This window comes from Actinophytocola xanthii, from assembly GCF_001921205.1.
In the GTDB taxonomy this organism is placed as follows: Bacteria; Actinomycetota; Actinomycetes; order Mycobacteriales; family Pseudonocardiaceae; genus Actinophytocola; species Actinophytocola xanthii.
Window position 1 is genome coordinate 155,631 of sequence record NZ_MSIE01000014.1, and the last position, 13,309, is coordinate 168,939.

Here is a 13,309-nt window from a genome sequence, read left to right on the forward strand (position 1 = left end):
GGGAGCCACGGTCCGTGCGCTTCGGGTGACAGACACGGTGGGAGCGCGAACGAGACCGCCGCTACCGGATGAGGACGGGCGACCTCGGCTGCCGGTGCGAGGTCGCGCCGGTCAGGCCGTGGCGGCGGCAGTGGAGCTGGGTTCGCTGTCCCAGGTGATGGTTCCCGCGGGGACGAAGCGGGCTACCCGGCGGGGTGGGACCAGGCCGGGGAGGGCGATCCGCCACATGATGGTGAGGCGCTCGTGCACGTCGTCCCGGCCGGTCAGCACGGCGGACTGGGTCTGCACACCCATGAACGTCGCCGAGACCCAGTTCGCCACGTCGCGGGTGTCCCACTCCTGGCGCAGGTCACCGCGTCGTTTGGCCTTCACCAGCAGCTCGTCGACGATGTCGATCCAGCGCTCGTACACCGCGGCCTCCGGCGAGGCGAAGTTCGCCTCGATGACCAGGCGGTTCCCCGCGCGGACGCGGACGTTCGTCCACATGCTGTGCGCCAGGGCGTGGCTCATGTCGATCACGTCCTGGAGGCCGGCCTCCTCGGAGAGCGGCGTGTCGATCGCGCCCCACTGTTCGGAGACCAGCGCCCGGGCCAGGTCCTCCTTCGAGGAGAAGTGGAAGTACAGGGCACCCTTGGTCACGCCGGCCCTGGCCAGGATGTCCGACAGGCTGGCCCCGTCGAAGCCGCGTTCGTCGAACACCTCCGCTGCCGCGTCGAGAATCGCGTTTCTAGTGCGTTCTGCCCGGTCTTGCCGCGCCAAGCCGCACCTCCCTCTGGTGGCGTCGCGTCGTGCGCCGGCCCCCAGCATGCCACCTCTGGACGCTGGGCCGATCGCGTCACCCAGAAGTCCCGAGTGCCGGTCGACCTCCGCTCCAGAGTAGCTCAAGAGCGGCACAATGACCCCTCGAAAAAAAACCGGGTGGTAGGTATGGTTCTGTTGTGGCCAACGCCACGTTCGAAACTAACCGAACTTCGAGCGGCAGATCCGACTGGCCCCGACTCACCGCAGAGCCGGCGCACCCCGACAGCCGCGCCGCTCGGCTTGCCATCCAGCCACCGGGCAGTGAAGCCACAGACTCATGAGAGGTTCGGCATGACCACGATGACCAAAGGCCAGGCTGAGTCGTCGAAGGCGGACTTATGGAGCGCGGGACCGCTGCTCATCACGCAGTCCGTTCCGCCCGGCCTGATTCGCCGGATCAACAGTAGCGACGTCTTCGTGACGTATCTCGGCGTGCTCGCCGAGGACAAGTTCGAGGTTGGAGTCCGCTGGCCGGGCTCGCACAGCTTCTACCGCCCAGTGGCAGCTGATCTGCACGACCCGCTGCTGTTCCTGGAGAGCGTGCGGGAGGCGGGGGTGCTGATCGCCCACGCCGGCTACGAGATCCCCAGGGCGTGCAAGTTCCTCACCCGGGACAAGCGGTTCCACGTGGCGGACCCGGAGGGCCTGCGCACCAACGGTTCCGACCCGGTCGACGTGACGCTCGTGGTGACCGCCCGCGACATCCAGCGGCGCGCCAGGAGCTTCGCGGGGATGCTGTTCGACGCCGAGTGCTACCGCGACGGGGTACTGATCGGCTCCGCCGCCTACCGCTGGAGCTGCGTGTCGGCTCCGGGCTACGCGCGGCTGCGCGGGCAGTATCGCGACGCCGTGCCCGCGGCTCCTGCCGACAGCTCCCCCGTGCCGCACGACCTGGTGGGCCGGTGCGCCCCGATCGACGTCATGCTGGCCGAGACGGCAGCCCGGAGCACCTGGCTGCTGCGGGTGGACCCGGAGCACGACGTCATCTACGACCACCCGATGGACCACGTCCCGGGCAACGCGATCATCGAGGCGGGGCGCCAGGCGGCCCTGCTGGTGAGCAACCAGCCCAACGCGATCCCGGTGGGTGGTGAGCTCGACTTCCACCACTACATCGAGTTCGACCAGCCGTGCACGGTCACCGCGGTGCCGATGAGCGGCACGTCGACCGTCCGGCTCGCCTTCGACCAGGGCGGTGTCCGCATGGTCGACGGGACGTTGAACCTGTACACCCCCTGAGACCGCCGTTCCGGCCGAGGCTCGGGCACTCGCGAGGACGCACGACCTGCGTCGCAGGCGCACCGCCCCCGTCACACCGGCGGGCGTCCCTGGCCTCGTACTCCTGGAGGAACTCGCCCACCCGTCCGTGAGGGGACGATCTCCCCTCACCGGCGGGTGGGCGAACCCGTGTCCTGCGGCGTGCACTGTTACTTCCCGCGCTGGTCGGCTTGCTGGTGCCCGCGCTCGTGCAGCGACCGCAGCAGTACCTCCTGGCGCTCGGCCAGCGTCTCGAGCCGCTGCTGCAACTCGGCGAGCTCACGGCTCAGGTCGACGGTGTCGGCGACGTCCCGGGCGTGGACCTCCGCGGCTTCGGGTGCCCGGTCGGACCGGAGCGAGCGCGCCCTGGCCCGCAGCGCCGGTCCCGGCTCGACCCCCAGCTCGTGCAGCAGCCGGTGCCGCGCCCGGTCGTACACGGCCAGCGCGTCGGACTGCCGCCCGCTGCGGGCCAGGGCCACCATCAACTGCTCGTAGAACCGCTCGCGCATCGGGTTGCCGGCGGTCGTCTCGGTCAGCTCGCCGACCACCTCGGCGTGCCGGCCCTCGCGCAGGCTCGCGTCGTACAGCGACTCCAGCGTGGTCAGCCGGTGCTCCTCGAGTGCGACGGCCTCCCGCGCGCACACGTCGCCGGTCACCGAGCCTTCCAGCGCCGGACCTCGCCACAGGCGCAGAGCCCCCCGCAGCAACGGGATCGCCGCTCCGGGAGCGGCGACCGCGATCTCCTTGGCCCGCCCAGCCTGGGCGAGGAACTCCGCGGCATCGGTCTCACCGGGGCGCAGGTGCAGCAGGTAGCCGGACGGCCGGGTCACGATCCGGTCCGGTTCGCCGGAGGCGACCTCGACGACCTTGCGCAGCCGGCGGATGTGAGCCTGTAGCGCGTTCGCCGAGTTGGCCGGCGGGTGCTCGCCCCACACCTCGGCGATCAGCCGCTCGGCCGACACGACCTGCCCGGCCCGTACCGCGAGGGTCGCGAGCAGGGCACGCTGCTTGACTCCCGTGACCTCGACGAGCTCGCCCCACGAGTCGTAGAGATCGAGAGGTCCGAGGATCTCCAGCCGCATCTCAGCGCGGTGCCCTCTGCTCGGCGGCGACGAGCCCGGACTCGAACGCGTAGATGACAGCGTGGGTTCGGTTGCGCAGGCCGAGCTTGCCGAGCAGGTTGCGCACGTGCGACTTGACTGTGTGCTCGGAGACCGTGAGCGCCCCGGCTATCTCCGCGTTGGACATCCCCTTGGCGACCAGCGTGAGCACGTCGCACTCGCGGTCGCTCAACCCGTCGTGGCCGGCCGGCTCGCGTCCTCGGTCGGTGCCCCCGGTCGGTGTCCGGGGCGGACCGGGACGGGTCAGCTCGAAGCCCGCGGCGGCGACGCGGACCGCGGCCACGACCTCCTCGGGGGTCGCCGAGGCAGGCAGGCTCCCGCACACGGCGTCCTCCGGTCCGGGGAGCGTGTCACCGGCGCGCACGCCGATGTGCAGCACCCGGACTACCCGGGTCGAATGGCGCACCAGGTTTTGTACCGCGGTGAGTACTGGTGCCGCGGCGTCGGCCCGGAGGCTGTGCAGCAACAGGACGTCGGGCTCCCGCTCGGCGAGCGTGGTGAGGACTGCCGGGCCCGGGCCGTGCTCACCGACGACCACCATGCCGGGCTCGGCGTCGAGCGCCGCGAGCACCCCTCGCCGAGCGAGGACGTCGTCCCCGACGACCAGCACGCGGATGCCCGTGGGCGCGTCGTCCTCGGCCGGTACCGGGGTGACCGACGGATGCCGGGGCCGGTCGTCGCCGGGTAGGTCGTGGTGGATCGACCCGTCGTCACGCCGGGGGAGGACGCGCACCGCGTGGCCCGCGACCGCGCGCAGGGTCGGGTGGCCGGCGCGTCCTCGCCAGGTTTCGCCGCCTGTCCAGTGCTCCATGCTCGCCTCGCTCACGTCGATGCCGACGCAGGAGCCGGCACCGTTTCAAACTATGCCCGTGTGACACACATGGGTTCTTTCGTTGAGCGGTCTTCAACCCGCCGAATACGTGCGGTCGACCTCCACGATCGGTACCGCTCAGCGCAGGGGGGCCGGTCCGGTTTGACGTCCGCCGCCACGACGCTCACGATCTAGGCAATTTCCCAGCTTTTCGAGAAACGGAGATCACCGTGCGCGCGCGCTTTCTTGGCAAGGACCCGCTGTCGCAGGAGGGTCAGTCGCCAACGCTGTTCGCGACCGACCGGACGGATCGTCGCACCTACATCGCCCAGGGATGGGTCGTGACCGATCCCCAGGCCCTCGCGGACGTGGGTCCCGTGCCGGCCGGGGAGGCGATCATCGAGATACCCGAGGACGTGCTCCGCATGTACGGCCGTGCTCTGGTTGGGGAGTATCGGTAAGATATTCCGAGAAATTTCTCTTGATGGCACCCTTCGGCCGCTACGCTGTGTAGGTATCATCCGTGGCGCGCTGTCGCGGGCACCGCGCCGGGCGACAGGACATGCTCCGTGCCACCTAACAGAACGAGCGGGGTGTCGAGCCTGCACGAGGCTCGGCTCGCACTTGGCAAGCGACTCCGCGAGCTGCGCCGTCATGCCGAACTGAGCGGGCGGCAGCTCGCGGAGTCGCTTGCGTGGCCCCCGTCGAAGGTCTCCAAGCTCGAGAACGGGCGGCAGGCCCCGACCGACGACGACATCAAGGCGTGGATCCGGGCGACCGACAGCCACGACGAGATGGAGGGTCTGCTCGCCTCGCTGCACATGCTCACCGTCCAACACATCGAGTGGCAGCGGCAGCTGCGTGGCGGGCTCCGGTCACACCAGACCGAGCTCGCCGCGCTCGACGCCAAGACGCGCTTGTTCCGCGCCCTGGAATGCACGTTCATTCCCGGACTGCTGCAAACGGCCGAATACGCCCGCGCCCGTTTCTCGCAGAGCGTGAAGGTGTTGAAGGTCGGAACCGATGTTGACGAGGCCGTGCAGGCGAGAATTCGGCGCCAGGAAATTTTGTATCGGACGGACAAAAGATTTCATTTTGTCCTCACCGAGGCCGCGCTCCGATACCGGCTCTGCCCGCCCGAGGTGATGCTCGGCCAGCTCGACCGGCTCATCGCGCTGTCCGCGCTGCCGAACGTGAAGTTCGGCATCATCGGCTTCGAGACACCCTACGCTGTGGCCCCCACGCACGGGTTCTGGTTGCTGGACGACGAGCGGGTGATGGTCGAAATATTCTCCGCCGAGCTCAACCTGGCCCAGCCCCAGGAGATCGAGTTGTACCGGGCGATCTTCGAGTCGATGGCGACCGCGGCGTCCTACGGACGGCAAGCACGAGAGATCATCAAGCGCATCATCGAAGATCTTTCGGCAGAGATGGGGTCCGGCAGTGAATAGTCTCGCGGCGCGGCGAGAGATTTCCAGGGCAGAAGAAATTTGGAGAAATTTCCTTTCGCCCCGGGTTGTTGAAGGCCTAATCTTCTCACATGACCCGGGCATTGATCCTGGTTCGACTGAAACCCCGGCAGCCGGACGGGTCGATGATCGGCGAGGCCCGGCGGACGTGCCATCTGGTGCCGCTGCCGGAAGCTGACGCGATGCCGCGGTTCCTCACCGCATACTGCGGACTGCGCATCGCGCCCGGGTCCGGGGAAGTGCTGGCATCACCCACCGGTATGCCGTGCGAGCCGTGCTTGGCGAGCTCGCCCGTGCCGGCGTTCTCGATGCTGCGGCACTTCCGCGGCCGGCTCGGCGGCGGCGGCACCGACCGCTGAGCCGGCCCGCCCAACCGACCTGGGCGGGCCCCGGCGGGCGGGGCGAAGGGGGTTCCGCTGCCGAGCCGGTCCGCTCCGTCGGGTGATCACTCGTTCGGGGGGTGCGATTTCGGAAGTTTCGGGAATTCGTGGTGCTCTCTCGGCCGTTGATCCGAACGCCGCCGACCTGGGCCGCACCATGCGACTGGGTGCCCTACTCCTCCACGCGGATCAGGGCGAAGCCGTCGTAACCCTTGCTGCCAACGGTTTGGACCATCGTGGCGGTGGCGCGCTTCTCCTCGGACAGCATCCTGGCCAGTTCTCTCGTGCCCTGGACCGCCGGGTCGGTCGAGGTCGCGTCCGCCACCTTTCCGTTGCGGATCACGTTGTCGACGATGATGACGCCGCCGGGGCGGACCAGCTTGAGAGCCCAGGTGAGGTAGCCGGGGTTGTTGGGCTTGTCGGCGTCGATGAACGCCAGGTCGAAGGGGGCGACCTCCTGGTGGCCGAGAACCGCCAGGGTGTCCAGGGCGGGTCCGACACGCACCTCAACCCGGTCGGACAGGCCGGCCCTCGCGATGTTCTCTCGCGCTACCTGGGCGTGCTTCTCCTCGTACTCCAGGGTTACCAGGGCACCATCCTCGGGGAGCGCTCTGGCCAGCCAGATGGTGCTGTAGCCGCCAAGGGTTCCGATCTCCAGGATTCGGCAGGCGCCGTGGATCTTGGCCAGGAGGTACAGCATCTTGCCCTGGTTGGGCGCCACCGCGATGTCGGGGAGGCCGGCGGCGTCGCTCGCCGCCAGGGCATGGTCCAGTGCGGGGTCCGGGGCGACCAGCAGATCGGCGATGTACTCGTCGACCGCGGTCCACTGCTCCTGATTCATGGTCTATTCCTACCCGTCCCGGTTCAGTTCGCGTTCGAACACCCCCAGGGTCTCCACGAACAGCCTCCGCTGCTCGGGGGAGAGGGGCTCCAGCGCCGCGTGCCAGGCCCGGGCCGCTGAGGCGACCCAGTTCTCCACCGCCCCACGACGGTTCGCGGGGATGCTCACGATCGTGCGGCGGCGGTCGGCCTCGTCCTCTCGGCGTTCGAGGATCCCCTGGCGGCTCAGCTCGCCGACCATGAGGCTCACCGTCGCGGGCGCCACCTGGAGCCGTTTGGCCAGCTCGTTCACCGGCATCGGGCCGTCGAACAACAGGTACGAGAACAGGGACAGGTGTCGCGGCGCCAGGGTGAAGCCGGCCAGCTCCGGCGGTGGGGTGGCGCGCTTGAGGCGCCCAACCACCCGGGGGAGCAGGAGCAGCAGGGTTCGTACGGCGTCCTTCAGCTCTAGTCCGTCCGTTGACAATAGCTCTGTCTTCCTAATAGTTTTGCTTGCAAAGCAAAGTTGTCCGGGCAGCTGGAGGGTAGTCGGGGTGGAACGGAACCGGTGGGGGTTGGTGGTGGCTGCCGGGCTCGCGGTGTTCGTCGCGCAGCTGGACGCCACGATCGTCAACGTGGCGCTGCCGTCGATCGAGGACTCGCTGGACACCTCCACCGCGCTCGCGCAGTGGGTGGTGCTGGGCTACCTCGCTCCGGTCATCGCGCTCGGCCTGTGTGCGGGGCGGTGGGTGGACGCCGTCGACCGGCGACGTGCGATGCGGCTGGGCTGCCTGGGCTTCGGTGCGGCCACCCTCGCCGCCGCACTCGCGCCGGGGATCGGCTGGCTGATCGCCGCCCGGGTGGTGCAGGGGACGTTCGCCGCCGTGCTGCTGGCGCTCTCGCCGGTGCTCGCCACTGTCTCGGTGCGGCCCGAGATCCGGGGGCGAGCCTTCGCCACCGTCATGCTCTTCGGCACCGCCGGCGGCATGACCGGACCCGTGATGGGGGGCTGGATAGTGGAGACATGGGGCTGGCCGTGGGTCTTCTCCCTGACTGTTCCGGCTGTCGCCGCTGTCGCACTGCTCACCGCTCGTAACCTGCCGCTCGGCGATCACTTGACCTGGCCCGCGCGTCGTTGGCTGGTCGAGACGGCCACGTTCGGTGGAGGCGCGGTCGCGGTACTCCTCGCGCTGTCACTCTCCGTAAGTCAGGGCTGGGTCTGGCTCGTGGTGGCTCTGGTGGCCGTCCCGCTCCTGCGAGCCTGGGTCGCCGGCCCGGACTCGGGGCCGGTGCGCGAGCTGCTTGGCACGCGCGGCGTGCTCGGTCCGCACGTGGCGCTCGTCCTGGTCTACGCGGGGCTGTTCGCGGTGACCTTCGTCCTGCCGTTCTTCCTGCAACGCGGGCTCGGCGCGACGCCGGGTGCCGCCGGCCTGGTGCTGCTGGCATTCCCGGTGGCCGCCCTGCTCACCAGCTACGGTGCGGGTCTGGTCGCCGACCGGGTCGGCACGCGGCCGGTGGCGGCGGCCGGGGTCGTGGTGGTCGCGGCGGGACTGGTGCTGCTGCTCCTGGCCGGCGGTGGGCCGGGTGACCTGTTCTGGCGGCTTGCCGTCGTCGGCGCCGGGTTCGGGTTGTTCAACGGACAGCTTCAGGTGTTGCTGATGGGCAACGCCCCGCGTGCTCGGCTCGGGCTGACCGCGGCGACGTCGAACCTGGTCCGTCAGCTCGGTGCCGCGTTCGGTGTGGCGACCGGTGCGGCGCTGTGGGCACTGGCCGACGAGCAGGCCGTGCGCCAGGTGGCCGCGGTCGCGCTGGCCTTGGTGGCGGGAGCCGGCCTGACACTGATCCGCACCGGGATGCCGGCGGCTGCGGGCGCGGCGCGATGAGCGTCGGGCCCGCGACCACCGGCTCCGGCCTCAGGACACCGGTTCGAGCACGAAGACCGGGATCTCGCGGTCGGTCTTCTTCTGGTAGTCGGCGTAGTCCGGGTAGGCCTCCACGGCTCGGGCCCACCAGGCGGCCTTCTCCTCGCCGGTGACCTCGCGGGCGACCATGTCCTTCTTGACCGGGCCGTCCTGGAGCTCGAGGTGCGGGTTGGCGACCAGGTTGTAGTACCAGACCGGGTTCTTCGGCGCGCCGCCGAGCGAGGCGACAGCGGCGTAGCGTCCCTCGTGCTCGACCCGCATGACCGGGGTCTTGCGCAGCTTCCCGCTCTTGGCGCCGACCGTGGTCATGACGACGACCGGCATCCCGCGCAGGGTCGTGCCCTCGGTGCCACCGGAGCTCTCGTACAGCTCGACCTGCTCACGCGCCCAGTCGGAGGGGCTGGGTTCGTACTCACCTTGCAACGGCATGGTCCCAGTCAACACCACCCGGGCGTTCTCAGCAGGACGTGCGAGCGATGTTGGCGACGCCCGACGCGGCGCCGGTCACCACGTTGTTCGAGCACACCACGTTGCCCAGCGGGTCCCCGCCGACGAGCTTGATGTTGAACCCGTAGCCGGGTCCTCGCACGTCGGCGGTGTTGCCGCGGAAGGTGTTGCCCCGACCCCAGCCGTCCAGCATCACGCCGGTCTGGAAGCCGTCCCGCAGCGCCCTCGTCCCGCGGTTGTCCGCGACGAGGTAGCCGTTGCCCTTCAGGTCCACCCAGCTGTCCGCGTAGTTCGCCCCGGTCATCCCGGTGCCGTCGAAGGTGTTGCCGCGCACCTGACCGCCGGTGGTGCCCTCCTTGACGTCGACCGCCTCGGCCCGCACGTTCGGTCCGAAGTGGTTGCCGACCGCGGCGTTGCGGTCGCTGCGGTCGGCCCGGCCGTCGACCCAGTTGCTCACGGCCTGTCCGAAGTAGACACCTTCGCCGAACCCGGGCTCGCGTAGGCCGGTGTCGCTGATCTCCGAGTCGCGGACGACGTTGTCCGAGCTGTTGTCCCGGAAGTGGACGGCCTCGTCGCCGATGTGGTGCACGCGCAACCGCTCCAGCACGGTGTGGTTGGCACCCAGGGCCATGATGCCCTTCTGGCCGTTGGTCACGGTGAAACCGCTCAGCCGCCAGTGGTCGGCCTGCAGGGTGACCACGCGGCCGGACGCCGTGCCACCGCCGTCGATCACCGCGTTCCGAGGGCCGGTCAACGTGATCGGTGCCCCGGACGTGCCGTCCACCTCGATGATGAAACGTCCGTTGTAGACACCCGAGGCCATCCGGATCTGGTCGCCTGGACCAGCTTCGCGCAGGGCGATGCGCAGCGAGGCGGCGTCGTGCACCTCGACCACCTCCGCCGCGTTGGGCGCGGGCGGGGTGACGAGGCCGGTCAGCAGGAGCAGCGCGGGCAGCACTGCGCTCACCTGATTCGGGCTCGGATCCACTCCCCGGACGGCTTGAGCCGCTCGGGCGTGGTGAACGGACCGTTCGGGCAGGTGCCGGTCTCGAACACCGCACCGGAGCGGAAGTCGTCGGAGTAGTTCCAGTTGGTCCAGCTGATCTGCTTGGCGGCCATCAGATCGAGGTAGCGCTGGGCCATCGTGAAGTCGTTCGGTCCGTCGCCTGTGTACTCCTGCGTGCCGAACTCCGTGACGAACACCGGGATCCGGTCAGCCGCACGGGAAAGTGCGGCGAGGTACTCGTCCCGGTGCGAGGCCGCGTAGAAGTGGAACGTGTACATGATGTTCGAGGCGTTCACCGGATCAGCGACCACTTCGGACTCGTTCGCGCCGTCCGAGACGCCGAGTGAGGACCAGGCACGGGTGCCGACGAGGATCGGCGTCTCCGGGTCCACCGCGCGGATAACGGGGATCAGCTCCTCGGCATAGCTCTTGATCCGCGACCACGGGACGCCGTTCGGCTCGTTCGCGATCTCGTACAGCAGGTTGGTCTTCGCGTTGTGCCGCCGGGCGATCTCGGTGAAGAACGTCTTGGCGCGGGCGAGGTTGTGGTAGGGGTCGCCCGGGTCGAGCATGTGCCAGTCGACGATGGCGTACATGCCGCGTTCGGTGACCTCGTCGATCAGCGTGCTGACCCGGTTGGTGAAGCCCTCCGGGTCGGTCTCGTAGCCGTCCTCCTGGACGTACATGGAGATTCGCATGACGTCGGCGCCCCAGTCGCCGGCGAGTGCGTCCATCGACCGGTCGTTCACGCACTGGGAGTACCACTGCAGGCCGTGCGTGCTCATCCCGCGCAGCTGTACTGCCCGACGCTGGTCGTCGCAGAGTCTCACCCCGCAGACGTGGAGCTGGCCGTGGGTGGCGGCCGCCGTCGGTGGTGCGGCGGTGGCCGGGGCGATGAGCGCGAAGGGCGCGAGCATGGCCAGCAGCGCGAGCAGGCCGAGCGTTCGGCGAGACACGGCGATCTCCTCCCCGTTGGGGATCGTTGTCCGTCATGCCAGTTAGACAGTCCGGCTGTTCCTTGTCAAGGGTCTAGACCAATTGCACATGGCCGGAGGAACTGGTCCTGTGGCAGGATGGTTGTGTGACCGAGCACACCGCAGTCGAGGTTCCGGCGACGGGGTCGCGCCGCCGCTACAGGCGCTGAGCGCCGCCGCTCCCGGGGCTGGCCGCCTCACCTGGTTGTGACGTCCTCGACCACGGCGCACGTGTCGCGGACCGGGTCGAGGGCGTTGACATGGGCTGCCAGCGTGGTGAGCAGTGCCTTCAGCGTCGCCTGGTCCTCGAGCGGTAGGCCGGCGAGGACGTGTGCCTCGGCGTGGTGCAGCCGCTCCTCGAGTCGACAGAGCAGGGCGCGGCCCGCCTCTGTCGCCTCGATGCGTCTGGTCCGCCGGTCGGCCGGGTCGGGACGACGGGCGACCAGGTCCGCCCGCTCCATGTCGTCGAGCAGGTAGGTGAGCACGGTCCGGTCGATCCCCAGTCGCTCCCCGAGCGCGGACTGGCTAGGGGCCTCGTCCCGCGCGGCCGCGGTGAGCACCTGGTAGCCACGGTGCCCGCCCGGCACGTCGGCGATGACCCGGTCGCTGGCCTTGAGGTAGGCGCGGAACACGACGCCGAGCGTCCAACCGAGGTCGCCGTCCAGTGCGGGCATGAGCCCAGAATACGCGGCTTCTTAGAACGTCTGTCAGACAGAATATCTCGTGGCATACTGATGCCATGCCCGACTATGGCCACCCCCTGGAGTTCGGTGTCTTCCTGCCGCCCGCGGCGGAGAACGCCGGCGACACGCTCACGCTCGCCCGCATCGCCGACCGGCTCGGCCTCGAGCTGGTCAGCGTGCAGGACCACCCCTACCAGGCGGCCTTCCTCGACGCGTGGACGTTGCTGTCGGTGATTGCGGCGAGCACCACGTCGGTACACGTGTTTCCCAACGTCGCCAACCTCCCGCTACGGGACCCCGCGGTGCTCGCCCGGTCGGCCGCCAGCCTCGACATCCTCTCCGGCGGCCGGGTCGAGCTGGGCCTGGGCACCGGCGCGTTCTGGGACGCCATCGCGGCGATGGGCGGTCCGCGGCGCACCCCCGGCGAGGCGGTCACCGCCCTCGAGGAGGCCATCGCGGTCATCCGCGCGCTGTGGACGCCGGGACGCGGGGTGCGGATCGAGGGACGCCACCACCGGTTGGCCGGCGCGCATCCCGGCCCGTTCCCCGCGCACGACATCGGGATCTGGCTCGGGGCGTACCGGAAGCGGATGCTCACGCTCACCGGCCGGCTGGCCGACGGCTGGCTGCCCAGCGCGCCCTACGCGCCGCCCGAGCAGCTCGCCGGCATGAACGAGGTGATCGACGAGGCGGCCGCCGAGGCCGGTCGGTCCCCGTCGGCGATCCGCCGGCTCTACAACATCGCCGGCACCTTCGAGGGGAGCGGCACGGAGTTCCTGCGCGGGCCGGCCAAGGTCTGGGTGGAGCAGCTCGCCGAGCTCGCGCTGACCGACGGGATCTCCGGGTTCGTGCTGATGGTCGAGCCCGACGGCGACGAGGACCTGCGTCGCTTCGCCGAGGAGGTCGCGCCGGGCGTGCGGGAGCTGGTGGCGCGGGAACGCGCACAGGACGACGAGCCGCCGCCCGCCGCCGAGCCGCAGGCGCAGGCGGAGCCGGTGACCTCCCGACTGCCGGAGCACCTCGGCGTGACCCCGACCCCCGACGACGGCGTCCGGCGCTCCGGTACCCGGGTGTGGGACGAGTCGCGGCGACCGACCGGCCCCGCGGCCGAGGCCGACGCCACCTACACCGACAGCGGTCGGGCCGGGGCGCAGCACCTGATAGACGTGCACGACCACCTGCGCCAGGAGCTGACCCGGGTCCGGGCACTGGTCGCGCAGGTCGCGGAGGGCACGCTGGACGTCGGCGCCGCGCGCTCGGAGATCAACCAGATGACGATGCGGCAGAACAACTGGACGCTCGGTGCGTTCTGCGAGAGCTACTGCCGGGTGGTGACCATGCACCACACCCTCGAGGACCAGTCGTTCTTCCCCCAGATCAGGCGCGGTGACCCGCGCCTGGGCCCGGTGCTCGACCGGTTGTCCGAGGAGCACCGGGTGATCCATGACGTGCTGGACCGGGTGGACGCGGCGCTTGTGGCCACGGTCAGCAGCCCCGAGGGGATCGGCGAGCTGAGCGACGCGGTCGATCTGCTCACCGACACCCTGCTGTCCCACCTGTCCTACGAGGAGCGGGAGTTGGTCGAGCCGTTGGCCCGCCTCCCGCTCGGCCTTGCCTGA

15 protein-coding genes are annotated in these 13,309 nt (G+C 69.9%); 6 read left to right on the forward strand and 9 right to left on the reverse strand.

All coding sequences use genetic code 11. The features are described 5' to 3' along the window. Positions 1 to 111: 111 nt before the first annotated feature. On the reverse strand, positions 112 to 759 hold the full coding sequence (locus BU204_RS09995) for a ScbR family autoregulator-binding transcription factor (protein WP_075125307.1): 648 nt from the start codon (positions 757 to 759) through the stop codon (positions 112 to 114). 333 nt (positions 760 to 1,092) lie between these two features. Between BU204_RS09995 and BU204_RS10000 the strand changes: the two genes are divergently transcribed. Further along, entirely contained in the window at positions 1,093 to 2,040 is a 948-nt protein-coding gene (locus tag BU204_RS10000; RefSeq protein WP_158073428.1) for a ScbA/BarX family gamma-butyrolactone biosynthesis protein, read from the forward strand. 188 nt (positions 2,041 to 2,228) lie between these two features. Here the strand turns inward: BU204_RS10000 and BU204_RS10005 are convergent, their stop codons facing one another. Then, positions 2,229 to 3,140, reverse strand: a complete 912-nt coding sequence (locus BU204_RS10005) for an AfsR/SARP family transcriptional regulator (protein ID WP_075125308.1) — start codon at positions 3,138 to 3,140, stop codon at positions 2,229 to 2,231. A 1-nt stretch (position 3,141) separates the two neighbouring features. Continuing rightward, positions 3,142 to 3,990: a response regulator transcription factor gene (locus tag BU204_RS10010; RefSeq protein ID WP_083661167.1), complete on the reverse strand. Its 849-nt coding sequence runs from the start codon at positions 3,988 to 3,990 to the stop codon at positions 3,142 to 3,144. A 230-nt stretch (positions 3,991 to 4,220) separates the two neighbouring features. Here BU204_RS10010 and BU204_RS10015 point away from each other — a divergent pair, with 230 nt between their 5' ends. From BU204_RS10015 to BU204_RS10025, 3 genes are all read left to right on the forward strand, one after another. Further along, positions 4,221 to 4,451: a hypothetical protein gene (locus BU204_RS10015; protein WP_075125309.1), complete on the forward strand. Its 231-nt coding sequence runs from the start codon at positions 4,221 to 4,223 to the stop codon at positions 4,449 to 4,451. A gap of 132 nt (positions 4,452 to 4,583) precedes the next feature. Then, positions 4,584 to 5,441 (forward strand): helix-turn-helix domain-containing protein, encoded by an 858-nt coding sequence (locus tag BU204_RS10020; RefSeq protein ID WP_233159911.1) that lies wholly within the window; start codon positions 4,584 to 4,586, stop codon positions 5,439 to 5,441. 89 nt (positions 5,442 to 5,530) lie between these two features. Further along, positions 5,531 to 5,818 (forward strand): hypothetical protein, encoded by a 288-nt coding sequence (locus BU204_RS10025; protein WP_075125311.1) that lies wholly within the window; start codon positions 5,531 to 5,533, stop codon positions 5,816 to 5,818. Positions 5,819 to 6,011: 193 nt separating this feature from the next. On the opposite strand, the gene BU204_RS10030 is transcribed toward BU204_RS10025, so the two are convergent. Continuing rightward, positions 6,012 to 6,680, reverse strand: a complete 669-nt coding sequence (locus BU204_RS10030; RefSeq protein ID WP_075125312.1) for an O-methyltransferase — start codon at positions 6,678 to 6,680, stop codon at positions 6,012 to 6,014. Positions 6,681 to 6,689: 9 nt separating this feature from the next. Then, on the reverse strand, positions 6,690 to 7,145 hold the full coding sequence (locus BU204_RS10035) for a MarR family winged helix-turn-helix transcriptional regulator (RefSeq protein ID WP_075125313.1): 456 nt from the start codon (positions 7,143 to 7,145) through the stop codon (positions 6,690 to 6,692). Between the two features lie 67 nt (positions 7,146 to 7,212). Here BU204_RS10035 and BU204_RS10040 point away from each other — a divergent pair, with 67 nt between their 5' ends. Further along, a complete protein-coding gene (locus tag BU204_RS10040; protein ID WP_075125314.1) occupies positions 7,213 to 8,541 on the forward strand; it encodes an MFS transporter in 1,329 nt (442 codons plus the stop codon). 30 nt (positions 8,542 to 8,571) lie between these two features. Here the strand turns inward: BU204_RS10040 and BU204_RS10045 are convergent, their stop codons facing one another. The 4 genes from BU204_RS10045 to BU204_RS10060 all read right to left on the reverse strand — a co-directional run bounded on the left by BU204_RS10045 (position 8,572) and on the right by BU204_RS10060 (position 11,681). Further along, positions 8,572 to 9,009 (reverse strand): nitroreductase family deazaflavin-dependent oxidoreductase, encoded by a 438-nt coding sequence (locus BU204_RS10045; protein ID WP_075125315.1) that lies wholly within the window; start codon positions 9,007 to 9,009, stop codon positions 8,572 to 8,574. Between the two features lie 28 nt (positions 9,010 to 9,037). After that, entirely contained in the window at positions 9,038 to 9,994 is a 957-nt protein-coding gene (locus BU204_RS10050; RefSeq protein ID WP_233159913.1) for a right-handed parallel beta-helix repeat-containing protein, read from the reverse strand. Then, positions 9,991 to 10,989: a glycoside hydrolase family 5 protein gene (locus BU204_RS10055; RefSeq protein ID WP_233159915.1), complete on the reverse strand. Its 999-nt coding sequence runs from the start codon at positions 10,987 to 10,989 to the stop codon at positions 9,991 to 9,993. The genes BU204_RS10050 and BU204_RS10055 overlap by 4 nt, the downstream gene beginning before the upstream one ends. Before the next feature lie 215 nt (positions 10,990 to 11,204). Beyond that, on the reverse strand, positions 11,205 to 11,681 hold the full coding sequence (locus BU204_RS10060; RefSeq protein ID WP_075125316.1) for a MarR family winged helix-turn-helix transcriptional regulator: 477 nt from the start codon (positions 11,679 to 11,681) through the stop codon (positions 11,205 to 11,207). Between the two features lie 65 nt (positions 11,682 to 11,746). Between BU204_RS10060 and BU204_RS10065 the strand changes: the two genes are divergently transcribed. Further along, positions 11,747 to 13,309: an LLM class flavin-dependent oxidoreductase gene (locus BU204_RS10065; RefSeq protein WP_075125317.1), complete on the forward strand. Its 1,563-nt coding sequence runs from the start codon at positions 11,747 to 11,749 to the stop codon at positions 13,307 to 13,309.

Bases quoted from the DNA above. Each gene is read 5' to 3' on its own strand.
- BU204_RS10000 (WP_158073428.1), top strand. From the start codon at position 1,093: ATGACCACGATGACCAAAGGCCAGGCTGAGTCGTCGAAGGCGGACTTA.
- BU204_RS10045 (WP_075125315.1), bottom strand. From the start codon at position 9,009: ATGCCGTTGCAAGGTGAGTACGAACCCAGCCCCTCCGACTGGGCGCGT.
- BU204_RS10005 (WP_075125308.1), bottom strand. From the start codon at position 3,140: ATGCGGCTGGAGATCCTCGGACCTCTCGATCTCTACGACTCGTGGGGC.
- BU204_RS10010 (WP_083661167.1), bottom strand. From the start codon at position 3,990: ATGGAGCACTGGACAGGCGGCGAAACCTGGCGAGGACGCGCCGGCCAC.
- BU204_RS10060 (WP_075125316.1), bottom strand. From the start codon at position 11,681: ATGCCCGCACTGGACGGCGACCTCGGTTGGACGCTCGGCGTCGTGTTC.
- BU204_RS10065 (WP_075125317.1), top strand. From the start codon at position 11,747: ATGCCCGACTATGGCCACCCCCTGGAGTTCGGTGTCTTCCTGCCGCCC.
- BU204_RS10030 (WP_075125312.1), bottom strand. From the start codon at position 6,680: ATGAATCAGGAGCAGTGGACCGCGGTCGACGAGTACATCGCCGATCTG.
- BU204_RS10025 (WP_075125311.1), top strand. From the start codon at position 5,531: ATGACCCGGGCATTGATCCTGGTTCGACTGAAACCCCGGCAGCCGGAC.